General features: G+C 64.7%; 19 protein-coding genes. 2 read left to right on the forward strand and 17 right to left on the reverse strand.

The features are described 5' to 3' along the window. Nucleotides 1-178 precede the first annotated feature (178 nt). Nucleotides 179-1,777: a 2-polyprenylphenol 6-hydroxylase gene (gene ubiB, locus W911_RS15485; RefSeq protein WP_023788484.1), complete on the forward strand. Its 1,599-nt coding sequence runs from the start codon at nt 179-181 to the stop codon at nt 1,775-1,777. Between the two features lie 53 nt (nt 1,778-1,830). Here ubiB and W911_RS15490 read toward each other — a convergent pair whose 3' ends face one another. The 8 genes from W911_RS15490 to W911_RS15525 form a co-directional block, all read right to left on the reverse strand. After that, nucleotides 1,831-2,586 (reverse strand): DUF2147 domain-containing protein, encoded by a 756-nt coding sequence (locus W911_RS15490; protein WP_041316662.1) that lies wholly within the window; start codon nt 2,584-2,586, stop codon nt 1,831-1,833. A gap of 140 nt (nt 2,587-2,726) precedes the next feature. Further along, a complete protein-coding gene (locus tag W911_RS15495; RefSeq protein ID WP_023788485.1) occupies nt 2,727-3,437 on the reverse strand; it encodes an ABC transporter ATP-binding protein in 711 nt (236 codons plus the stop codon). A 13-nt stretch (nt 3,438-3,450) separates the two neighbouring features. Continuing rightward, complete coding sequence (locus W911_RS15500; protein ID WP_023788486.1) at nt 3,451-4,719, reverse strand: lipoprotein-releasing ABC transporter permease subunit; 1,269 nt, start codon at nt 4,717-4,719, stop codon at nt 3,451-3,453. A gap of 35 nt (nt 4,720-4,754) precedes the next feature. Beyond that, the gene (proS, locus tag W911_RS15505; RefSeq protein ID WP_023788487.1) at nt 4,755-6,101 is read right to left on the reverse strand and encodes a proline--tRNA ligase; all 1,347 of its coding nucleotides are present in this window, start codon (nt 6,099-6,101) and stop codon (nt 4,755-4,757) included. Between the two features lie 727 nt (nt 6,102-6,828). Beyond that, complete coding sequence (locus tag W911_RS15510; protein ID WP_051388875.1) at nt 6,829-7,110, reverse strand: DUF1467 family protein; 282 nt, start codon at nt 7,108-7,110, stop codon at nt 6,829-6,831. Nucleotides 7,111-7,199: 89 nt separating this feature from the next. Further along, on the reverse strand, nt 7,200-7,604 hold the full coding sequence (gene mce / locus W911_RS15515) for a methylmalonyl-CoA epimerase (protein WP_023788489.1): 405 nt from the start codon (nt 7,602-7,604) through the stop codon (nt 7,200-7,202). A gap of 48 nt (nt 7,605-7,652) precedes the next feature. Beyond that, complete coding sequence (locus tag W911_RS15520) at nt 7,653-9,365, reverse strand: ribonuclease J (protein ID WP_023788490.1); 1,713 nt, start codon at nt 9,363-9,365, stop codon at nt 7,653-7,655. Nucleotides 9,366-9,415: 50 nt separating this feature from the next. Beyond that, nucleotides 9,416-10,162, reverse strand: a complete 747-nt coding sequence (locus tag W911_RS15525) for a biotin--[acetyl-CoA-carboxylase] ligase (RefSeq protein WP_023788491.1) — start codon at nt 10,160-10,162, stop codon at nt 9,416-9,418. Between the two features lie 536 nt (nt 10,163-10,698). Here W911_RS15525 and W911_RS15530 point away from each other — a divergent pair. After that, nucleotides 10,699-10,941: a PilZ domain-containing protein gene (locus W911_RS15530; RefSeq protein ID WP_023788492.1), complete on the forward strand. Its 243-nt coding sequence runs from the start codon at nt 10,699-10,701 to the stop codon at nt 10,939-10,941. A 10-nt stretch (nt 10,942-10,951) separates the two neighbouring features. Here W911_RS15530 and nuoN read toward each other — a convergent pair whose 3' ends face one another. The 9 genes from nuoN to nuoF all read right to left on the reverse strand — a co-directional run bounded on the left by nuoN (nt 10,952) and on the right by nuoF (nt 22,027). Further along, the gene (gene nuoN, locus W911_RS15535) at nt 10,952-12,397 is read right to left on the reverse strand and encodes an NADH-quinone oxidoreductase subunit NuoN (protein WP_023788493.1); all 1,446 of its coding nucleotides are present in this window, start codon (nt 12,395-12,397) and stop codon (nt 10,952-10,954) included. A 16-nt stretch (nt 12,398-12,413) separates the two neighbouring features. Next, on the reverse strand, nt 12,414-13,967 hold the full coding sequence (locus W911_RS15540; RefSeq protein ID WP_051388878.1) for an NADH-quinone oxidoreductase subunit M: 1,554 nt from the start codon (nt 13,965-13,967) through the stop codon (nt 12,414-12,416). A gap of 12 nt (nt 13,968-13,979) precedes the next feature. Further along, complete coding sequence (gene nuoL / locus W911_RS15545) at nt 13,980-15,920, reverse strand: NADH-quinone oxidoreductase subunit L (protein WP_041319075.1); 1,941 nt, start codon at nt 15,918-15,920, stop codon at nt 13,980-13,982. 11 nt (nt 15,921-15,931) lie between these two features. Beyond that, nucleotides 15,932-16,240 (reverse strand): NADH-quinone oxidoreductase subunit NuoK, encoded by a 309-nt coding sequence (gene nuoK / locus W911_RS15550; protein WP_023788496.1) that lies wholly within the window; start codon nt 16,238-16,240, stop codon nt 15,932-15,934. A gap of 31 nt (nt 16,241-16,271) precedes the next feature. Further along, nucleotides 16,272-16,904 carry an NADH-quinone oxidoreductase subunit J gene (locus W911_RS15555; protein WP_023788497.1) on the reverse strand — a complete coding sequence of 211 codons (633 nt, stop codon included), beginning with the start codon at nt 16,902-16,904 and terminating at the stop codon, nt 16,272-16,274. A 138-nt stretch (nt 16,905-17,042) separates the two neighbouring features. Continuing rightward, nucleotides 17,043-17,531: an NADH-quinone oxidoreductase subunit NuoI gene (gene nuoI / locus W911_RS15560; protein WP_023788498.1), complete on the reverse strand. Its 489-nt coding sequence runs from the start codon at nt 17,529-17,531 to the stop codon at nt 17,043-17,045. Between the two features lie 14 nt (nt 17,532-17,545). Then, nucleotides 17,546-18,613 (reverse strand): NADH-quinone oxidoreductase subunit NuoH, encoded by a 1,068-nt coding sequence (gene nuoH / locus W911_RS15565; RefSeq protein ID WP_023788499.1) that lies wholly within the window; start codon nt 18,611-18,613, stop codon nt 17,546-17,548. Nucleotides 18,614-18,632: 19 nt separating this feature from the next. Further along, the gene (gene nuoG / locus W911_RS15570) at nt 18,633-20,747 is read right to left on the reverse strand and encodes an NADH-quinone oxidoreductase subunit NuoG (RefSeq protein ID WP_023788500.1); all 2,115 of its coding nucleotides are present in this window, start codon (nt 20,745-20,747) and stop codon (nt 18,633-18,635) included. Beyond that, nucleotides 20,744-22,027: an NADH-quinone oxidoreductase subunit NuoF gene (nuoF, locus tag W911_RS15575; protein WP_041319081.1), complete on the reverse strand. Its 1,284-nt coding sequence runs from the start codon at nt 22,025-22,027 to the stop codon at nt 20,744-20,746. Before nuoF ends, nuoG begins: the two co-directional genes overlap by 4 nt. Nucleotide 22,028: the final 1 nt, after the last annotated feature.

Here is a 22,028-nt window from a genome sequence, read left to right on the forward strand (position 1 = left end):
CTTCACCGGACAGAAAAGTTCACCGCCGGTGAATTTTTGTAGCCCGATTCTTCGATGCACCTGGCGGGGCAACAGGGGTGAGTTGTATGATCCCCGCGATCCACAGGTGGGACATCGGCAACCCTTTGGAATGTCCCGGCTTGCCAGGAACGGGCGGGCCAAGTACCGCTTCTCGGACATGGCAAACGCTTTCACCAATCTGTGGCGGCTTTCGCGCGCGGGGATCGTGCTCGCGCAGCACGGGGTCCGCTTTGTGCCGAAGGGCCAGCCGGTGCCGCTGGCGCTCCGCCTCGCGCGGCTCGCGGCGCTGCCCGTCGCGCTCGTCGCCGCCCCGTTCAACATCGGCAAGCCCAAGGAGCGGCGCATCTCAAGCGCGCTCGCGGCGCTCGGGCCGTCCTACATCAAGCTCGGGCAGTTTCTCGCGACGCGGCAAGATGTGATCGGGCCAGAGCTTGCGAGCGATCTCGCCCACCTCCAGGACAAGATGCCGCCCTTCAGCATGAAGGAGGCGCGTCGCGCCGTCGAAGAGGCGCTCGGCGGCAAGCTCGAAGATCATTTCGTGGAGTTCGGGCCGCCCGTCGCGGCGGCTTCCATCGCGCAGGTGCACAAGGCCAAGATCCGCGACAAAGACGGGCGGTTGCGCGACGTGGCCGTGAAGATCCTGCGGCCGGACGTGGAGAAGCGCTTCCGCCGCGACCTCGACAGCTATTTCTTCGCCGCGGGCCTGATCGAGCGCTTCCATGCGCCGTCCCGGCGGCTGAAGCCGGTCGCGGTGGTGAAGAACCTCGCGCGCACGACCGAGCTCGAAATGGATCTGAGGCTCGAAGGGGCCGCGATCTCGGAGATGGCGGAGAACATCGACGCCAACGCGCACTTCCGCGTGCCCTCCGTCGACTGGAACCGCACGGCGCGGCGCGTGCTGGTGACGGACTGGATCGACGGTATACCGATCTCCGATCACGCACGGCTCGCGGCGCAAGGTCACGATCTCAAGGCGCTCGGCCTCGTCGTGCTCCGGAGCTTCCTGACACATGCGATGGGCGACGGCTTTTTTCACGCCGACATGCATCAAGGGAACCTGTTCGTGGACGCGGCGGGGAACGTCGTCGCGGTGGACTTCGGCATCATGGGGCGGCTCGGCCATAAAGAGCGCCGGTTCCTCGCCGAGATCCTGCACGGGCTCATTACCCGCGACTACACGCGCGCGGCGGAAGTGCATTTCTGGGCAGGCTACGTGCCGCCGCATCATCCCGTCGAGGTTTTCGCGCAGGCGCTGCGCGCGATCGGCGAGCCGATCCACGGGCGCACGGCCGACGAGATCTCGATGGCGGATCTGCTCGGCCAGCTCTTCGCCTACACCGAAGTTTTCGACATGCAGACGCGGCCGGAGCTGATCCTGCTGCAGAAGAGCATGGTGATCGTGGAAGGCGTGGCGCGCAGTCTCGATCCGTCGCTCAACATGTGGGTGGCGGCGGAGCCTGTCGCGAAGGACTGGGTTGAAGCGAACACCGGACCACGCGGCGCGATGCGCAAGGCGGGCGAGGGTGCGCTGACGCTCGGGCGCGTGCTCGCGGATGTGCCGGATGTGCTTGCGCACGCGGAGCGCGCGGCTTCGGGCTTTGCAGAGATGGCGCGGGGCGGCGTGCGGCTCGACGCGGAGACCATCGAGGGGATCGCTGAGAGAACCGCGCGCAAGGAACGGACGGGGCGCTTTGCGCTGTGGATCATTGCGGCAAGCCTTGCGGCGCTGACGGCAAAGTACGTCGGGCTGATTTAAGCGTCGCTCCAGATTATGCGAAAGGCGGCGGGCCGGGTGGCCGCCGCCTTTTTTCAACACCGCGAAGACCGTCGCGCGCTTATCTCTCGCCGCAATCGAAGTCGAGTTTCACCCATGGGGTGTCGACCTTGCACTTGCCGTCCTTGCGCGTGAAGACGTCGCCGAACTCTTCCGCAAGGGCGCTGAGATCCGCACCGTCGCGGTCCGCTTCTTCGCGGGCGGCGATGTCCGGCCCATCGGCAGGCGGAGGTGCGGCTTCCGGCGCGGGAATGGCTTGCTTGCCCGGTCCTGCCGGAGCGGCCGCGGGTGGCGGCGTCCCGGTGGGCGGGGCGGCGCGAGCGGCAGGGGCCGGGTCCGTCGCTTTGGGGCGGCGGCACGGCCGCCTCGATCTGCTCGGTGCCGCAGCGCACGAGATCCGCGGGCGCCTTGGTCCAGACCATGGTGCGCGAGAGGAAGCTCACGCCGGCAAACCCTTTGACTTTGAGCGTGCCGTCTTTCTGCGGGGTCAGCTCGACGTTGTAATTGCGCTTGCGCTCGGGGCTGTAGATCCAGCCGTCGCCCCAGACGCCGCCGCCGGAACTGGTGACGTCGCCGATGATCTGGCGGCCGCAGCCTTCCACATCCGCCGTGTCCTTGACCCAGACGACGTGGCCGCAAAGCTTGTCGCCGCATTGCTTGATTTCGATGGCGCCGCGGCCGGTATCGTTCACCCAGACGCCGAGCGGCGCATCGGCAGCGAGCGCGGGGGAGGTCACGAGGACGGCCGCTGCGATCGCGGCGGCGCGGAGGCCTTTTCTCTCGAACGGCATGGCTTACTCCTCAAAACTCGGTTCGGCTCCAATGGGGCAACCGCGATGTCTCCCGCAGTTACTCCTCTCGGTGCCTGATGTCCCACGGCGCGCATTTCCACGCTGTTCCCAGGGAAACATAGGGTCTGAGGAGGCGATTGTTACACGGCCTGCGGCGAAATTTCGACCAGATGGCCGCCGTCCAGCACCACAACGCGGTCCATCCGGCTCGCAAGATCGAGATTATGGGTTGCGATCAGGGCCGCCACGCCCTCGCTCCGGAACAGCGTAAGCAGTTCATGGAACACGAGTTCCGAGGTTTTCGGATCGAGATTTCCGGTTGGCTCGTCCGCGAGGATAAGGCGCGGCCGGTTGGCCAAGGCGCGGCAGATCGCCGTGCGCTGCTGCTCGCCGCCCGAGAGCTCGGCCGGGCGGTGGTGGAGACGCTCGGCAAGGCCCAGCGACGTCAACAGCTTGCGCGCGCGATCTTCGCCCTCGCGCCGTGACCGCCCCATGAGCATTTGCGGGATGGCGACATTCTCCAGCGCCGAGAACTCCGGCAGAAGCTGGTGGAACTGATAGATGAAGCCCATGTCGGTGCGGCGAATGCGCGTGCGGGCATGGTCGTCGAGGGTAGCGCAATCGCGGCCTGCGACGATGACCTGCCCTGAGTCGGGCGTCTCCAGCAGGCCCGCAACGTGAAGCAGCGTCGACTTTCCTGCGCCCGACGGCCCGACAAGGGCGACGCACTGCCCCGGCCAAACGTCGACGGAGGCGCCCGAAAGCACGCTGATCTCACGCGTTCCTTGCCGGAACGTGCGGCGCAGCTCGACGAGCCTCAGAACGGGAATGTGCGCCTCGTTGTCCAGCACTTGGCCTGCCCCCCTATTCGTAGCGCAGCGCTTCGACGGGATCGAGCCGCGACGCGCGCCAGGAGGGATAGAGCGTGGCCAGCACCGAAAGCGCGAGCGCCATGGCCACGATGGAGCCGGTCTCCACCGGATTGATTTCGGCGGGCAGGCGCGTGAGGTAGTAGACGTTCGGGTCGAAAACCTTGGTGCCGGCGATCCAAGTCACGAACTGGCGGATCTCCTCGATGTGCATGCAAAACACCACGCCGAGCACGAGGCCCGCGAGCGTTCCGACAATGCCGATCGATGCGCCCGTGATCAGGAACACGCGCATCACCGCGCCTTTCGTGGCGCCCATGGTTCGCAGTATCGCGATGTCGCGGCCCTTTTCCTTCACGAGCATCATCATGCCGGAGATGATGTTCAATGCCGCCACGAGCACGATCAGCGACAGGATGATGAACATCACGTTCCGTTCGACTTCGAGCACCGTGAAGAACGTCTCGTTGCGTTGTCGCCAATCGGTCACGTTGATGGTTTGGCCCGCTTCCGCACGTATGGCCGCGGAAGCGGCATCCACCGCTTCCGGATCGGAGACGATCACCTCCAGGATGTCCACCTCGCCCACCTTCGAGAAGTAGCGTTGCGCCTCTTCCAGGGGCAGGAACATCATCGTCTTGTCGTACTCGGCCATGCCGAGTTCGAAGATCGCGGTGATGGGATAGGATTTCGAGCGTGGTGCGGTTCCGAAGGGCGTGGCGGCGCCGCGCGGCGAGATGATGGTGATCATGTCGCCTTCGTTGAGACGCAGCATGTTTGCGAGCCGTATCCCGACCGCGATGCCGCCCGAATTGTCGAAGCCGTCTAGCGTGCCGTAACGGATGTTGTCGGCCACGAGCGGCAGCGACTTGAGATCGTTCTCGGCGATGCCGCGCACGGCCGCGCCCAGCGCTTGCACGGGCGAGGAGACCATGACCTGGCCTTCGATGAGCGGGATGGCCCGCTCTACCCCTTGAGCGCGCGCCACGATCTCGGCCATGGACAGATAATCATCGAACGGCGCACCGACCTTGTAGACGACGATGTGGCCGTTGAGACCGAGGATCTTGGCGAAGAGATCCTTGCGGAAGCCGTTCATCACCGCCATGACGATGATGAGCGTCGCGACGCCCAGCATAATGCCGAGAAACGACACGACGGCGGTGACGGAGATGAAGCCTTCCTTGCGCCGCGCGCGCAGATAGCGGGAGGCGAGCAGCCACTCGAACGGCGCAAAAGGCTTCGTGTCGACCGACGCTGCCATGACGCCTCCCCTTTTCTTTTCTGTCCTGTCCGCGATCAGACCAGTACGCGCTGGTCGAGGATCCGGGTGATCGTGCGTTCGAGTCCTGCCTCCAGAGGCAGCGTATCGCGGGTGCCGGTTTTGCGCTCCTTGACCTCGATCTCGCCCGCCTTCACGCCTTTGGGCCCGACGATGACCTGATAGGGAATCCCGATCAGGTCCATCGTCGCGAATTTGGCACCGGCGCGCTCGTCGGTGTCGTCCAGAAGCACATCGATGCCGGCGGCTTCGAGGCGCGCCTTGACGTCGAGGGCGGCCTTGTCGGTGTCGGCATCGCCCGCCTTCAGGTTCACGACAGCCACCTCGAAGGGGGCCACCGGGACGGGCCAAACGATGCCGGCCTCGTCGTGGCTCGCTTCGATGATCGCGCCTACGAGCCGCGAAACGCCGATGCCGTAAGACCCCATTTCGAGCGTGACCTGCTGTCCGTCGGGGCCCTGGACGCGAGCCCCCATGGGTTCGGAATATTTGGTGCCGAAGTAGAAAATGTGGCCGACCTCGATGCCGCGTGCGGAGACTTGCTTATCGGCCGGGACTTCGCGGGCGAAACGCTCGGCGTCGTGCTCCTCGCTGGTGGCGGCGTAGAGCGAGGTCCAGCGGTCGAAAATGGGCGTCAGATCGCCCCGGAAATCCGTATCGGATGCGGGAATCTCTCCCTCTATCAAGTCCTTGTGACAGAAGACCTGGCTTTCGCCGGTTTCGGCCAGAATGATGAACTCGTGGCTGAGATCGCCGCCGATGGGGCCCGTGTCGGCACGCATCGGCACCGCGCGCAGGCCCATGCGGGCGAACGTGCGCAAATAGGAGACGAACATGCGCCGGTACGCTTCGCGGGCGGCGTCCTTCGTCAGGTCGAACGAGTAGGCGTCCTTCATCAGGAACTCGCGGCCGCGCATCACGCCGAAGCGCGGACGCACCTCGTCGCGGAACTTCCACTGGATGTTGTAGAGGTTCTTCGGCAGATCCTTGTAGCTTCTCACCGAGTCCCGGAAGATGGTGGTGATCACCTCCTCGGCCGTCGGCCCGTAGAGCACGTCGCGGTTGTGGCGATCCTTGATGCGCAGCATTTCCTTGCCGTAGGCATCGTAGCGTCCGCTCTCGCGCCAGAGATCGGCGGACTGGATGGTCGGCATCAGGACCTCGACCGCGCCCGCGCGGTTCTGCTCCTCGCGGACGATGGCTTCGATCTTGCGCAGAACCTTGAGGCCAAGCGGCAACCAGGAATAGATGCCGGCCGCCGACTGACGGACCATGCCGGCCCGCAACATCAGTTTATGGGAGACGATTTCCGCGTCGCTCGGTGTCTCGCGCAGGACGGGAAGGAAATAGCGGGAAAGATGCATGGGGCCCTATGTCTTCGTGTTGCGGCGCAAGGTCATGAACTCATTATTCCATGGGCATTGACGCGAGGACTTTCGCGCGGCCGGCAGGAGCGAAAGGACCGCGCCCCTGCGGGGTGAGCCAAGGCAAGCCAATTGCGGCGTCGTCGTGCCGGAGGCACGCCTTCGGCATGACCCGCTTGCCCGATGCATAGGCATCGCGCTGCGCGCTTTTCCTGGCCCTTGGCTTGCCTTGGCTCATCAATGTCCCATGGAATAATGAGTTTATGACCTAGGCGGCCAGCGAACGCGGGCACCCGGCAGCCGCAAGCGGGGCTTCGAGTAAGCTCCGGGCCCCGTGAATAGCCAGGATTGCGGCCAAGAGCAATCGAGCTTCGCCGGAAGGTGCTTCGTATGCACATTCTGCGGTCAGACGAGAGGCCTGCCCGGCCCGTTAGCAGCCTGCTGCATCAGGCTTAAGCACATGCGTTTTTTTCGGTCTGGACCCGTGACATAGCGCCGCCGTTCGGGTAAGGTGCGGCCGTTCACGTGACAGGGGCGAAGCCAGATGATTCAGACGGCTCGGGGCCCAGGTCTAGGGAGAGAAAAGGCTGAGTACCGGAGCTAGTCTCCCGAGGCTGAGCCGCTAAGATCGGACGGTGCAAAAGCGCCGCCAACACAGACCAAGAGTTGGCAAGAGCAAGGCGCATCGCCTTGCTCTTTGCATTTTGGGGACGCGCTGGCCGCGTTATCAGCGCGTTTCGGCGGGGGTGTTGAAATCGTAGTCCATAGCGGACTTCAGTCCGAGCCAGTCGTTCTCCAGCGCCATCCAGACGAACACGAACACGAACGCGGCAACGACGGTGTTGATCAGCAGCGTGCGAAGGATGCGCGGTGTTACCGGCGCACTCTCCGGCGTGCCGGCCACGACTTTCCCGGCTTCGCCCTGGGTGCGCACGCCAAACGGCAGCACGGTGAACAGGGTCAACCACCAAATCACGAAATAGAGCGCGATGCCGAGGGTGATGCTCATTCGCTTCTCCTTGGGCGCGTGACGCCCGCCGCGCGTTTCCGCGAAGGGCATGGACCGATAGCGGCGTCGTGCAACGAGAGCGCTCGGGCTCAGGCCTGCTCCAGCTCCGTCAGCGTGCCGCAGAAATCCTTCGGATGCAGGAACAGCACGGGCTTGCCGTGCGCGCCGATCTTCGGGTTGCCGTCGCCCAGAACGCGGGCGCCTTCGGCCTTGAGCTTATCGCGGGCCGCGAGGATGTCGTCCACCTCGTAGCAGAGGTGATGGATGCCACCGTCCGGGTTCTTCTCCAGGAACTTGGCGATGGGCGAATTCTCGCCAAGGGGTTCGAGGAATTCGATTTTCGTGTTCGGGAGCGTAACGAAGACGACCGTGACGCCGTGGTCGGGCTGGGGCGTGGGTTCCGTCACCTCAGCACCGAGCGCGTTTTTGTACACCGCGGTCGCGGCAGCCAAGTCTTTGACCGCAATGGCCACGTGGTTCAGGCGTCCAATCATCGTTCCACTTCACTCCCGTCTTCATCACTCGCCAGTCGGCGGCGTCGCTCAACTCTTCCCTTCGACCACGCTCACGAGCACCTTGACAACTGTCTTCTTGCCCCAGGCCTCGGACACGGCCGAGCGCACCGCGCGGCGCGTCGCCTCGCCCACCATCTCGGTGTCGCGGCGGCGGTCTGCGGGGATGCTTCTCAGCGTGCCTTCGATGGCCGAAAGGACGATCTCGTCCATCGGCTCGCCGTCCTCGTCCTCGTAGGGCACGCCGTCGAGCACCACGCGCGGCTCGGCCATCACCGCGCCCTTGCGCGACAGCGTGAGCGCGACCACAACGATGCCGACGTTCGCGAGCTTGCGGCGTTCGCGGACAGGACCGTCGCCCGACGGCACGATGAGACGGCCGTCGCGGAACAGACGTCCCACGGGGGCATCGTCCACGATGCGGACAGGTCCTGGCGCGAGGCGCACCATCTCGCCGTTGTAGGCGATCTGCACTTCGGGGATGCCCACTTCGCGCGCGAGTTCGGCGTGAGCCTTAAGATGCATCGCCTCACCGTGCATGGGCACGAGGATTTTCGGCCGCGTCCATGCGTAGAGCTCGCGCAGCTCGTCGCGGCGGGGATGGCCGGTGACGTGCACCAGCGCGTCGTTGTCGGTGAGGACGTTCACGCCCATGCGGACGAGCGCGTTCTGGATGTAGCCGACGGCCTTCTCGTTGCCTGGAATGGTGCGCGAGGAAAAGATCACGAGGTCGCCCCTGTCGAGGCCGATCTCCGGATGCTCGTTCTCGGCCATGCGAGCCATCGCGGCGCGCGGCTCGCCCTGGCTCCCCGTACACAGGCAGACGACGTCCGACCGCTTCAACTCACTGAACCGCTGCTGGTCGTGATAACGGAAGCTCTCGGGCAGATAGCCGGTGTCGATCGCGACCGAAATCGCGCGGTGCATGGCGCGCCCGGCAACGACCAACTCGCGTCCTGCCGCGCGCGCGGCGTCGGCGACGGCTTTGATGCGCGCGACGTTCGAGGCGAACGTGGTGACGGCCACGCGATGGGGCGCGGCCTTGATGATCTCCGTCAACGTCTTCGCCACTTCGCGCTCGGACGGCGACCGCCCCTCACGCGTCGCGTTGGTGGAGTCGCCCATGAGCGCGAGCAAGCCCTCGTCTCCGAGTGCTGTAAGGCGCGCCGCATCGGGCTTGCCGCCGAGGACGGGCGTCGGATCGTTCTTCCAGTCGCCGGTGTGCAGGACGGCGCCGAGCGGGGTGCGGATCGCGAGCGCGCTGCTCTCCGGGATCGAATGGGACATCTCGAAAAGTTCGATGTCGAACGGGCCGACATCGAAGCGGCCGTTGAGCGGAATTTCGCGGATCGGAATCTGCAGGCGGCCCCCGAACTCGGCGAGCTTCGCCTTCAGCATCCCCGCCGTGAACGGCGTCGCGTAAACGGGCACGCCGAGGCGTGGCCAGAGTTCTATGACGGCGCCGATGTGGTCTTCGTGCGCGTGGGTGATGACGAGCCCCGCGAGCGCGCCGCGCTCCTCTTCGATGAAGCGCAGATCGGGGAAAATGACGTCGATGCCAGGGTCGTCCTCACCCTCGGGGAAGGTGATGCCGAGGTCGACCATCAGCCATTTGCGGGCATCCGGCGGGCCGATCCCATAGAGATAGGCATTCATGCCGATCTCGCCCAGGCCGCCCAGTGCAAGGAAGACCAGTTCGTCCTCCTGGCGAGACCGGCCCCGCTTCGTCCGCTCTTCTGGCATACTCCGCCTTGCGCCCTTTTGTTGTTTGTCTTGGTCGCTCGTGATCGTGCTCAGCGCGCAAGCGAAACGTCGCCAAAGGTGAACCTTCGCGCGCCGGTGTCCGTGTCGAGGATCAGCGCGCCGTCGTCGTCGAGCCCGTGGAATGCGCCCCCGATCCGCTCGGCGCCGGTGTCGATGCTCATCCGTTCCCCTATAGGATGGGCGCGATTTAGCCAAGCGTTCCTTATCGCTGCGAAACCATGTCCCTCCTTCCAGACGGCGAGCCAATCCTCGGTCGCCGCAGCAATGCAGGCGAGCAACCCCTCGGGGCGTGGGCAGATGCCGTGGGCGGCAAGATGCGTGACCGGGCGGCCCAAGTCCGGGGGGACGGAGGCGATGTCGATGCCGATCCCGATGACGGCGGAGAGCCCGGCCGATGAGGTCGTGCTCTCGATCAGAATGCCGCCCGCTTTTTCCGTTCCAATCAGGATGTCGTTGGGCCATTTGAGACAGAGCCCCGCAGGTGCGGGTTGCATGGCGATCCGAATGGCGTCGTATACGGCCACGCCAGTGACGAGCGAGAGCTGATAGGCCTTGGGCGCCGGGGCTGCGAGCGTGACCAGAAGGCTCGCATGCAGGTTTCCGGGCGCCGAGACCCAGCTCCGCCCCGCCCGGCCGCGGCCTGCCGTCTGCACGTCGGCCAGGATCCAGAGCGGCCCGCGCTCACCCGCTGCCGCGCGCCGAAGCGCTTCGGCATTGGTCGAGTCGACGGACGGCAGCCGGAGCAGGCGACGGCCATTCTGACGAAAAAGATCCATATCTGACAAAGGGTTCACCTCGGCGGGCGATGAGAGCTTACGGACGCGGACCTAGGTCGTGAACTCATAAATGGATGGGCATTGACGCGATGACTTTCGTATCATGCTGGAAGCATGTCTCCGACATGACCGGCAGGAGCGGAAGCGCAGCAAACCTCATGGTTTGCAAGCTTTTGCGACGCATCGGCAGTGCGAAAGGACCGCGCCCCTGCGGGGTGAGCCAAGCAAGCCCAATGGCGGCGTCAAACCGCTTGCCCGATGCGTAGGCATCGCGCGTCGTGCTGGAAGCACGCCTCCGGCGTGACGCGCTTTTCCTGGCCCTTGGGCTTGCTTGGCTCATCACTGTCCCGTCCATTTATGAGTTCACGACCTAGCCTGCGACCACCTGACACTCACGTTATTGAACGGCAGTAAGCAAGGGTTAAAGACCTTAACCGTATAAATTACATCCGACGGCTGATTTGTTCGCCTGCGGCGCCAGCATCGATACGAGGCTGGGCTGGACCTCCTCCGCTTTATATTGCGAGACGACGCTTATGACCCTGCAAAACCGCCAAGCGACACGCCGGCCGACTAATAAAGCCGGTGTCATTCATGCCGACGGCAAGGACTATACCGTCGTGCTTCGGGACGCTTCTTCCGTGGGTGCGCGGCTGCGGCTGCTCAGAAGCGTGGAGCTTCCGGAACGTTTCAGATTTTCGGCGCCGCTGGAGAAGATCGATGCCGATTGCCACGTCGTTTGGCGGCGCGGCAACGACATCGGCGTGAAGTTCGAATAGCGCCTGCGGGTTAGGGCCGGAGCGATTGGGCGGCGGCGGCCGCTGCGTCGACAAGCGGCGCGGGATAGACGGCGTAGAACAGCACGAACAGTCCGGCTGCCATCATCACGTAGTGCACATAAGGCGCGGCGGGAGCAAACGCCGGGCGGGCCTCGTCGAAGAACATGATCTTGATGATGCGGAGATAATAAAACGCGCCCACGACGCTCGCGAGCACGCCGACGATGGCAAGCCCGTAGAGCTCCGCCTTCACGGCCGCGGCGAGCACGTAGAACTTGGCGAAGAAGCCCGCGAGCGGCGGCACGCCCGCGAGCGAAAAGAGCAGCATCGCGAGAACGAACGCCATCGGCAGATTCGTCTGCGCGAGGCCCGCAAGCTCGTCGATGTCTTCGACCGGGCCTTCGTCGCGGCGCATTGAAAGAATGACGGCGAAGGAGCCGAGCGTCATCACGAGGTAGATCGCGAGGTAGACAAGCAAGCTCTGCACGCCTTCCGCGGAGCCAGCCGCCAAGCCGACGAGCGCGAAACCGACGTGGCCGATCGACGAATAGGCCATGAGCCGCTTGATGTTGGTCTGGCCGATGGCCGCGAACGCGCCGAGCAGCATGGACGCGATGGCAAGGAAGACGACGATCTTCTGCCACTGAACGAACATGCCGCCAAAGCCGTCGTAGAGCACGCGTACCAGCAGCGCCATGGCGGCAAGCTTCGGCGCGGCGGCGAAGAAGGCCGTGATGGGCGTAGGGGCGCCTTCGTAGACGTCCGGCGTCCACATGTGGAACGGGACGGCCGACACCTTGAACGCCAAGCCGACGAGCAGGAACACGAGACCGGCGATGAGGCCGATGTTGGTTGCAGCGCCCGGCGCGGCGGCGGCCTCGGCGAGCCCTGCAAACGACGTGGTGCCCGTGAAGCCATAGAGGAGCGATGCGCCGTAGAGCAGCATTCCCGACGAGAGCGCGCCGAGCACGAAATATTTGAGGCCGGCTTCGCTCGACCGCACGTCGTCTCGGCGGATGGCGGCGAGCACGTAGAGCGCGAGGCTCTGCAATTCCAGGCCGATGTAGAGCGCGATCAGGTCGTTGGCCGATACCATCATCATCATGCCGACGGTGGCGAGCACGACGAGAACCGGCACCTCGAAGCGATCCGTGCCGGAACGCTTGAAGTCGTCGAGCGCAAGCAGGATAGCCACGCCTGAGCCAGCCAGAATGAGAAGCTTCAGAAACCGCGCGAACGCGTCGGTGATAAAGACGCCGTCGAAGGCTTGCGCGTTGCCGCCGCCGACGACTGCGATGCCGGTCAGGATCATGAGCAGGATCGCGAAGCCGCCAATGCGCTGCATGCTGCCGTTGCCATCCGGGCGGCCAAAGGCGCCGAGCATGAGGAGCGCCATCGCACCCACGGCGAGCACGATCTCGGGAAGAACGGCGGCGAAGCTCTCGGACATGGGCATTGGGCCATGGCCTCCTTTAAGGCGTTGGTTCGGCGGGCGGCGAGGCCGGGGCGACCTCACCCGCTGCTTCGCTTGCCGCACCGGCTGCGGCGTCGACGGCCGTCCCGGTCGCGCCTGCAATCTGCTGGGCGAGCGCTTCGACGGACGCGCCCGTCACGTCGAGGATCGGCGCCGGATAGAAACCGAAGAAGATGGTCAGCAGCAAGAGCGGTGCGAGGATCGCGATCTCGCGCGGCGTGACGTCGGCAAGGGCTTTCAGCGACGGCTTTTCGAGCGGGCCGAAGACCACCTGACGATAGAGATAGAGGGCATAGGCCGCCGAGAAGATGACGCCGGATGTGGCAATCACGGCGACGAGCGTGTTGGCCTTGAAGGCTGCGAGCAGCGTCAGGAATTCGCCGACGAAGCCGGACGTGCCGGGCAGGCCGACGTTGCCCATCGTGAAGACGAGGAAGATCGCGGCGTAGATCGGCATCCGCTCGACGATGCCGCCATAAGCCTTGATCTCGCGCGTGTGGAGGCGGTCGTACACCACGCCGACGCAGAGAAAGAGCGCGGACGAGATGAGCCCGTGCGACAGCATCTGGAAGATGGCGCCGTCGATGCCCTGCCGCGAGAAGGTGAAGATGCCCATCGTCACGAAGCCCATGTGGGCGACGGACGAATAGGCGATCAGCTTCTTCATATCCTCCTGCACGAGGGCGATCAGCGACGTGGCGACGATAGCGATGACGGAGAGGCCGAAGACGAGCGGCGCGAACGTCTCGCTCGCCTCGGGGAACATGGGCAGCGAAAAGCGCAGGAAGCCGTAGCCGCCGAGCTTCAAGAGGATACCGGCGAGGATGACGGAGCCGGCGGTCGGCGCCTCGACGTGCGCATCCGGCAACCACGTATGCACCGGCCACATCGGCATCTTGACCGCGAAGGACGCGAAGAACGCAAGCCATAGCCAGAATTGCATGTCGGACGGGAACGTCGTCGTCAGAAGCGTCGGGATGTCGGTCGTGCCCGCATGCCAGTACATTGCCATCATGGCGACCAGCATCAGCACCGACCCGAGGAACGTGTAGAGGAAGAACTTGAAGCTCGCGTAGACGCGCCGCGCACCGCCCCACACGCCGATGATGAGGAACATCGGGATGAGGCCGCCTTCGAAGAACACGTAGAAGAGCACGAGATCCAACGCGCAGAAGACGCCGATGACGAGCGTTTCCAGCACGAGGAAGGCGATCATGTATTCCTTGACGCGCTTCCCGATCGACTCCCATGACGCGAGGATGCACAGCGGCATCAGGAACGTCGTCAGGATGACGAACAGCATGGAGATGCCGTCGACGCCCATCTTGTACTTGATGGGTCCGAGCCAGTCGCGCTCCTCGACGAACTGGAAGCCAGCGCTCGATGCGTCGAAGTTGATCCAGATGAGCAGCGAGAGCGCGAACGTGATCAGCGTCGTCCAGAGCGCGGTGTAACGAATGTTCTGCACCGCCTCGCGCGAGAGAAGCGCGATGAACAGCGCACCCACGAGCGGCAGGAACGTGACGATGGAGAGGATGGGAGCGGCGGAAATGTCCATGGGGGTTTACCGGCCTCCCGTCAGAATGAAGTAAGTCAGGAGACCCGCGACGCCGATCAGCATGGCGAATGCGTAGTGGTAAAGGTAGCCCGTCTGGAAGCGGTTGACGAAGCCGGTGCCCCAGAGCACGCCGCGCGTGACGCGGTCGATGGCGCCGTCAATGACCGCCCCGTCGATGCCCTTCCAGAGGAAGCGACCGATGGCAAAGGCTGGACGCACGAAGATGCGGTCATAGAGCTCGTCGATGTACCACTTGTTGAGCAGGAACAGATAGACGGGGCGGAACGCGCGGGCCGTCGCTTCCGGCAGACCCGGCTTTACGATGTAATAGAGCGTCGCCAGTCCGAGACCCGCGAGCATCGCGATGGCGGGCGCCCAGAACACCCATTCCGGCACCTCGTGCATGTGATGGCGAATGTCCTTGCCCGGCAGCTCGTAAAGCGCCTCGCGCCAGAAGCCCTCGTAGCCGCTGCCCATGAAGTACGGGTAGAACACGACGCCGGCGAAGACCGCGCCCACGGACAGCACGATGAGCGGGATGCGCATGACCCAGGGGCCTTCGTGCGCCTCGTCGTAGGCGTGATGATCGGCGCGGGTTTCCCCGTGGAAGGTGAGGAACATCAGACGCCAGGAGTAGAACGACGTCATGAAGGCGGCCACGATGAGCGCCCAGAACGCATAGTTGCTCGGCGTGTGGGCCGCGTAGGCGGCTTCGATGATGGCGTCCTTGGAATGGAAACCTGCGAAACCGACGAGATGCGGGATGCCGACACCGGTCAGCGCCAGCGTGCCGATCAGCATCATCGCCCACGTGAACGGCAGCTTCTTCGAAAGGCCGCCCATGCGGCGCATGTCCTGCTCGTGATGCAGGCCATGAATGACCGAGCCCGCGCCGAGGAACAGAAGCGCCTTGAAGAAGGCGTGCGTGAAGAGGTGGAAGATGCCGGCCGAATAGGCGCCGACGCCCAGCGCGACGAACATGTAGCCGAGCTGCGAGCACGTGGAATAAGCGATGACGCGCTTGATGTCGTTCTGAACGAGGCCGACGGTGGCGGCGAAGAACGCCGTCAGCGCGCCGATGAAGACGACGACGTTGAGCGCGGCCGGCGCCAGCTCGAACACCGGCGAAAGGCGCGCGACCATGAACACGCCGGCCGTCACCATGGTGGCCGCGTGAATGAGGGCCGAGACGGGCGTGGGGCCCTCCATCGCATCCGGCAACCAGGTGTGCAGCAGGAACTGGGCGGACTTGCCCATGGCGCCCATGAACAGCAGCAGCGCGATCAGCGTCAGCGTATCGACCCGATAGCCGACGAACTCGATCGTGTTGCCGACCTCGCCGGGCGCGGCGGCGAAGATCGCGTCGAAGCTGATGGTGCCGAAGACGGCGAACAGCGCGAAGATGCCGAGGGCGAAGCCGAAATCACCCACGCGGTTGACGACGAAGGCCTTGATGGCCGCCGCATTGGCCGACGGCTTCTTGTACCAGAAGCCGATGAGCAGGTAGGACGCGAGGCCCACGCCTTCCCAACCAAAGAACATCTGGACGAGGTTGTCGCTGGTGACGAGGGCCAGCATCGCGAAGGTGAAGAGCGAGAGGTAGGCGAAGAAGCGCGGGCGGCTGTCGTCCTCATGCATGTAACCGATGGAGTAGAGGTGCACGAGGGCGGACACCGTCGTGACGACCACCAGCATGACGGCCGTGAGCGTGTCGATCCGGAGCGACCAGGCCGTGTCGAGGTCGCCCGACGTGATCCAGCGGAACAGCGGCACGCGGGCCGTCTCGCCCGAGAAGCCGACCTGCACGAACACCACCCACGAAAGAAGCGCCGCAATCATGAGCAGCGCGGTGGTGACGATCTCGGACGGACGCGGGCCGAGGATGCGGCCGAACAGGCCCGCGATGAGCGCGCCAGCCAACGGCAGGAGGACGATGAGGGTATAGATCATGAGTGCCGCTAACCCTTCATCATGGAGACGTCGTCGACCGAGATCGAGCCGCGGTTGCGGAAGTAAACGACGATGATCGCAAGACCGATGGCGGCTTCGGCGGCGGCGACCGTCAGCACGAAGAGCGCGAAGACCTGGCCGACGAGATCGGCGTTAAAGTGCGAAAAGGCGACGAAATTGATGTTCACGGCGAGCAGCATCAGCTCGACAGACATCAGGATGACGATCACGTTCTTCCGGTTGAGGAAGATGCCGAACATGCCGAGCGTGAACAGGCACGCAGCGAGCGTGAGGTAATGTCCGAGCCCGATCTCCATGGCGATGTTCCTCTCCTCTATCCCGCTCGCGCTACCGTTTCGCCGTGGCTTCGGGAATGGCGCTGCCGCCGGGGGCGACTTTGACCATCTCGACTGCCGTCTTGGGCGACCGTGCGTTCTGGTCCGGAACCGACTGGCGCTTCACGCCTTCCTTGTGCCGCAGCGTCAGCACGATGGCGCCGATCATCGCGACAAGGAGCACGAGGCCCGCGCCCTGGAAGAAGTAGACGTACTTCGTATAGAGGACCTGCCCCAGCGCCTCGGTGTTGGTGACGGCGCCTGTGATCGGCACTGCGCCCTTACCGGCAGGCGCGTGCGCAACACCACGGGCGAGCACGAGAAGCACCAGTTCCGCCAGTACCACGCCACCGACAAGCAGGCCGACGGGGGCGTTCTTGATGAAACCCGCGCGCAGCTCCGCAAAGTCCACGTCCAGCATCATGACGACAAACAGGAACAGCACCGCGACCGCGCCCACGTAGACGATCACGAGCAGCATCGCCAGAAACTCGGCCCCGAGCAGAATGAACAGGCCGGCCGCGTTGAAGAACGTGAGGATCAGGAACAGCACGGCGTGCACGGGGTTGCGGGCGACGATCACCATCGCCGCCGACGCCAGCGCAAGCGTCGCGAACAGATAGAAAAAGATCGCCGTCAGTGCCATTCGCCCCTCGCTTCTCCTCCTCCCCCCTTGTGGGGGAGGTCGGGAGGGGGGATCGCAGAACGTCTACCGTTGAGCTTCCCCCCACCCCTAACCCCTCCCCACAAGGGGGAGGGGAACTGTCAGTTTTGCGCGGCGCCCTCATCTATAAGGCGCGTCGAGTGCGAGGTTCCTCGCGATCTCACGCTCCCAGCGGTCGCCGTTCGCGAGCAGGCGCTCCTTGTCGTAGTAGAGCTCCTCGCGCGTCTCGGTCGCAAATTCGAAGTTCGGCCCCTCCACGATGGCGTCCACCGGGCACGCCTCCTGGCACAAGCCGCAATAGATGCACTTCACCATGTCGATGTCGTAACGCGTCGTGCGGCGCGTGCCGTCGTTGCGGCGCGGACCGGCCTCGATGGTGATCGCCTGGGCCGGACAGATGGCCTCGCACAGCTTGCAGGCGATGCAGCGTTCCTCGCCGTTCGGATAGCGGCGCAGCGCATGCTCGCCGCGGAAGCGGGGCGAGAGCGGGCCCTTCTCGAACGGGTAGTTCAGCGTCTTCTTCGGCGCGAAGAAATAGCGCATGGCGAGGAAGAACGCGGACACGAACTCCGCGAGGAACAGCGATTTCAATCCCTGGGCGACGCGCATGGGGTCTCTTGCTCCTATGCCGATCTCAGGATTTCGAGAACGCCCGCGACGGCGACGACCATCGCCAGCGAGAGCGGCAAAAACACCTTCCAGCCGAGGCGCATCAACTGGTCGTAGCGATAGCGCGGCACCATGGCTTTGACCATCGCGAACATGAAGAACATGAACACGACCTTGATCCCGAACCAGAAGATGCCGGGCACGAGATTGAGCGGCCAGATGTCGAGCGGCGGCAGCCAGCCGCCGAGAAACAGGATCGTCGCGAGCGCGCACATCGTGACGATGGCCACGTACTCGCCCAACATGAAAAGGAGATAGGGCGTCGAGGAATACTCGACCATGAAGCCCGCGACGAGTTCGCTCTCGGCCTCCACGAGATCGAAAGGCGGGCGGTTCGTCTCGGCCAGTGCGGAGATGAAGAACATCACGAACATCGGCAGCAGCGGCAGCCAATGCCAATCGAGCGCGGAGGCGGGAAGGCCCACCCACGTGCCGAGGCCCGTGTTCTGCGCCGTCACAATGGCCGCGAGGTTGAGCGAACCCACGAGCAACAGCACCGTGATGACGACGAAGCCGAGCGAGACCTCGTAGGAGATCATCTGCGCCGCCGAGCGGAGGCTCGACATGAACGGATACTTCGAGTTCGACGCCCAACCGCCCATGATGACGCCGTAGACGCCGAGCGAGGAGATGGCGAGAATGTAGAGGACGCCCACGTTGAGGTCGGCAATGACCCACGTCCCCCAACTGTTCTGATTCATCGGAATCACGGCCCAGGCCGCGAGCGCGCACAGCGACATCACCACCGGCGCCAGCAGGAAGACGCCCTTGTCGGCACCGGCGGGGATCACCGGCTCCTTGAAGACGAATTTCAACAGGTCGGCGAAGGACTGGAACAGACCGAAGGGGCCCACGACGTTGGGCCCCTTGCGCATCTGGACGGCAGCCCAGACCTTGCGGTCCATGAGCAGCAGGAAGGCAATACACACGAGCAGGCCCACGATCACCAGGAGCGACAGCCCCACGGCAATGGCAAGCCAAAGCGCGTAATCCAAGAAGGTCGAGATCGTCTCGTCCGACATCGTGCCCTCTGCCCCTTCCCTATTCCGCCGCCGCCAAGCTGGCGGGCCTGCCCGCTTGCTTGGTCAGCGCGCTCATCTCCGCCATCACGGCCGACGCGCGCGCAATCGGATTCGTCAGATAGAAATCCCGGACGGCCGTCCGGAACGGTTCGTCCTTGATGGCGGCTTTGTCACCCGCCAGCGCGGCGAGCGCATCGGCCGGCGCATGCGCCACGCGGTCGAGGGCTGCCAGCGCTGGCGCGGCCTTGTACATCGCGGCGCGTAGCGCTTCGAGCGTGTCATAAGGCAGCGTGTGGCCCGTGAGCGCCGAGAGGGCGCGAACGATGGTCCAGTCCTCCCGCGCCAGGCCCGGCGGGAACACGGCGCGTGCCGTCACCTGCGCGCGGCCTTCGGTGTTGACGTAGGTCGCGCTCTTTTCCGTGTAGGCCGCGCCGGGGAAGATGACGTCGGCCCGATGGGCCCCGGCGTCGCCGTGGCTGCCTTGGTAGACGACGAACGCGGAGCCCAGCGCGTTCGTGTCGATGTCGTCGGCACCGAGCAGGAACAGGACGGAAAGTTCGCCCTTGCCTGCAGCCGCAACGAAGCTCTCGACATTCGTCGACGCAGGCTTTTCGGGTACGAAGCCGAGATCGAGACCCGCGACGCGCGAAGCCGCCGTGTGCAGCACGTTGAACCCGTTCCAGTCCGCGTCCTTGCCCGCCGTCGCAGCAGACGCGATGCGCGCCGCTGCGGCGAGAACCGCGCGGCCGTCTTCGCGTGCGAGAGCCGACGTTCCGACGATGACGAGCGGAGCAGCCGCATTCTTCAGCACATCGGCGAAAGCGTGCTTGCCGTCTGCGAGCTCTGCCAGCGTGCGCCCGCCCGAACCCAGGTGCTCATACGCGTAGGTGAGGTCCACGCGTTCGCCGACGAGCCCGACCGTCAGGCCGCCTTTGCGCCAGCGCTTCCGGATGCGGGCATTGAGGACGGCGGCTTCAAGGCGCGGGTTGGTGCCGATCAGCAGAATGGCATCGGCGTTCTCGATGCCTTCGATGGTGGAATTGAAGACGTAGCTTGCGCGGCCAAGCGCGGGATCGAGCCTGACGCCGTCCTCGCGGCAATCGACGTTGGTGGCCCCGAGGCGCGCGAACAGATCCTTGAGCGCGAACATTTCCTCAGCACCCGCGAGGGGTCCCGCCACCGCCGCGATGCGGTCGGGGTTCGCGGCCTTGAGTTTCGCGGCGACGGCGGCGAGCGCCTCGTCCCACGATGCAGGCACGAGGCGGCCGTCCTTGCGGATGTAGGGCTGATCGAGCCGCTGCGTGCGGAGGCCATCCGCGACGTGGCGCGTCTTGTCGGAGATCCACTCCTCGTTCACGGCGTCGTTGTTGCGGGGCAGGATGCGCATCACCTCGCGGCCACGCGCATCGACGCGGATCGCGGAGCCGACCGCGTCCATCACGTCGAAAGTCTCGGTCTTGCGGAGTTCCCACGGACGCGCGTTGTGTGCCCAGGGACGATGCGTGAGCGCACCAACGGGGCAGAGGTCGTTCACGTTCGCGCTCATCTCGGAGAGGATGCCGCGTTCGAGGTAGGTCGTGATCTCCATATCCTCGCCGCGGCCGATGGCGCCGAGTTCCTCCACGCCCGCGACCTCGGTCATGAAGCGCACACAGCGCGTGCAATGGATGCAGCGCGTCATCGCCGTCTTGATTAGCGGGCCGATGTATTTTTCCTCGACCGCGCGCTTGTTCTCCACGAAGCGCGAGCCGCCCGAGCCGTAGGCGATGGCCTGGTCCTGCAGGTCGCACTCGCCGCCCTGATCGCAGATGGGGCAATCGAGCGGGTGATTGATGAGCAGGAACTCCATCACGCCTTCGCGCGCCTTTTTCACCGTCTCGCTGCGGGTGGAGATCACCTTGGGCGAGTTGTCACGGTTGGGCGGAAGGTCGGCAACGCCCATGGCGCAGGAGGCGATGGGCTTGGGGCTGCCCTGCACCTCGACGAGACACATGCGGCAGTTGCCAGCGATCGATAGGCGCTCGTGATAGCAGAAGCGCGGGATCTCTGCGCCCGCCTGCTCGCACGCCTGAAGCAGCGTGAGGCCGTCCTCGGCTTCGATCAGCTTGCCGTCGATGATGAGTTGCCGTGTCATTCCGCGGCCTCCCGGTGCGCCGCCTGATAGGCATCGATGCGCCGCTCGATCTCAGGGCGGAAATGGCGGATGAGACCCTGCACGGGCCACGCCGCCGCATCGCCCAGCGCGCAGATGGTGTGGCCTTCGATCTGCTTCGATACATCGAACAACTTGTCGATCTCGCTCTTTTGCGCTTCGCCGCGGGCCATGCGCTCCAGGACACGCCACATCCACCCGGTGCCCTCGCGACAGGGCGTACACTGACCGCAGCTCTCGTGCTTGTAGAAATACGCGATACGCGCAATCGCCTTTACGACATCGGCGGATTTATCCAGCACGATAATGGCCGCCGTGCCGAGGCCGGACTTGAGCTTCGTCAAACTGTCGAAGTCCATGCTCAGCGTTTCGCATTCCTCGGCAGGAATGAGCGGCATGGAAGATCCACCCGGAATCACGGCGAGCAGGTTGTTCCAGCCGCCGCGCACGCCGCCGCAATGCTCGTCGATGAGCTGGCGAAGGGGGATGCCCATTTCCTCTTCCACGACGCAGGGGCGGTTCACGTGGCCCGAGATCTGGAACAGCTTGGTGCCGGTGTTGTTGGGCAGGCCGAGCGAAGCAAACCAATGGCCGCCGCGGCGGAGGATGTCGCCCACGACGGCGATGCTCTCGACGTTATTGACCGTCGTCGGCGCGCCATAGAGGCCGACGTTTGCAGGGAACGGCGGCTTCAGGCGCGGCTGGCCCTTTCGCCCTTCCAGGCTTTCGAGCAGGGCCGTTTCCTCGCCACAGATGTAGGCGCCCGCGCCGTGCGCGATGTAGAGGTCGAAGTCCCATCCGTGGACGTTGTTCTTGCCGATGAGCTTGGCCGCATACGCCTCGTCGATGGCGCGCTGCAGGCGCTCGCGCTCGCGGATGAACTCGCCGCGGATATAGATGTAGCTCGTATGCGCGCGCATCGCGAAGCCGGCGAGCAGTGCGCCTTCGATCAGGAGATGGGGATCGTGGCGCATGATCTCCCGGTCCTTGCAGGAGCCGGGCTCGCTCTCATCGGCGTTGATGACGAGATAAGAGGGGCGCGGATCGGCCTTCGGCATGAAGCTCCACTTGAGCCCCGTGGGAAAGCCCGCCCCGCCGCGCCCGCGCAGGCCCGACGTCTTGACCTCGGAGATGATCCAGTCGTGGCCCTTGTCGATGAAGAACTTCGTGCCATCCCAGGCGCCCCGCTTGCGTGCTCCGTCGAGCCCGGAATCGTGGACACCGTAGAGATTGCGGAAGATCCGATCCTTGTCCTCAAGCAGC

Origin of the sequence: Hyphomicrobium nitrativorans NL23, from assembly GCF_000503895.1 — a bacterium.
Classification (GTDB): domain Bacteria; phylum Pseudomonadota; class Alphaproteobacteria; order Rhizobiales; family Hyphomicrobiaceae; genus Hyphomicrobium_C; species Hyphomicrobium_C nitrativorans.

Coding starts and splice junctions, on each gene's coding strand:
- W911_RS15510 (WP_051388875.1), bottom strand. CDS start 7,110: ATGAGCATCACCCTCGGCATCGCGCTCTATTTCGTGATTTGGTGGTTG.
- ubiB (WP_023788484.1), top strand. CDS start 179: ATGGCAAACGCTTTCACCAATCTGTGGCGGCTTTCGCGCGCGGGGATC.
- nuoK (WP_023788496.1), bottom strand. CDS start 16,240: ATGGAGATCGGGCTCGGACATTACCTCACGCTCGCTGCGTGCCTGTTC.
- proS (WP_023788487.1), bottom strand. CDS start 6,101: ATGCATCTTTCCCGCTATTTCCTTCCCGTCCTGCGCGAGACACCGAGC.
- mce (WP_023788489.1), bottom strand. CDS start 7,604: ATGATTGGACGCCTGAACCACGTGGCCATTGCGGTCAAAGACTTGGCT.
- W911_RS15555 (WP_023788497.1), bottom strand. CDS start 16,904: ATGGCACTGACGGCGATCTTTTTCTATCTGTTCGCGACGCTTGCGCTG.
- W911_RS15520 (WP_023788490.1), bottom strand. CDS start 9,365: ATGCCAGAAGAGCGGACGAAGCGGGGCCGGTCTCGCCAGGAGGACGAA.
- nuoI (WP_023788498.1), bottom strand. CDS start 17,531: ATGCGCGTCGCCCAGGGATTGAAATCGCTGTTCCTCGCGGAGTTCGTG.
- W911_RS15525 (WP_023788491.1), bottom strand. CDS start 10,162: ATGGATCTTTTTCGTCAGAATGGCCGTCGCCTGCTCCGGCTGCCGTCC.
- W911_RS15490 (WP_041316662.1), bottom strand. CDS start 2,586: ATGCCGTTCGAGAGAAAAGGCCTCCGCGCCGCCGCGATCGCAGCGGCC.
- nuoG (WP_023788500.1), bottom strand. CDS start 20,747: ATGACACGGCAACTCATCATCGACGGCAAGCTGATCGAAGCCGAGGAC.
- W911_RS15500 (WP_023788486.1), bottom strand. CDS start 4,719: ATGGCAGCGTCGGTCGACACGAAGCCTTTTGCGCCGTTCGAGTGGCTG.
- nuoN (WP_023788493.1), bottom strand. CDS start 12,397: ATGCCCATGTCCGAGAGCTTCGCCGCCGTTCTTCCCGAGATCGTGCTC.
- nuoH (WP_023788499.1), bottom strand. CDS start 18,613: ATGTCGGACGAGACGATCTCGACCTTCTTGGATTACGCGCTTTGGCTT.
- W911_RS15530 (WP_023788492.1), top strand. CDS start 10,699: ATGACCCTGCAAAACCGCCAAGCGACACGCCGGCCGACTAATAAAGCC.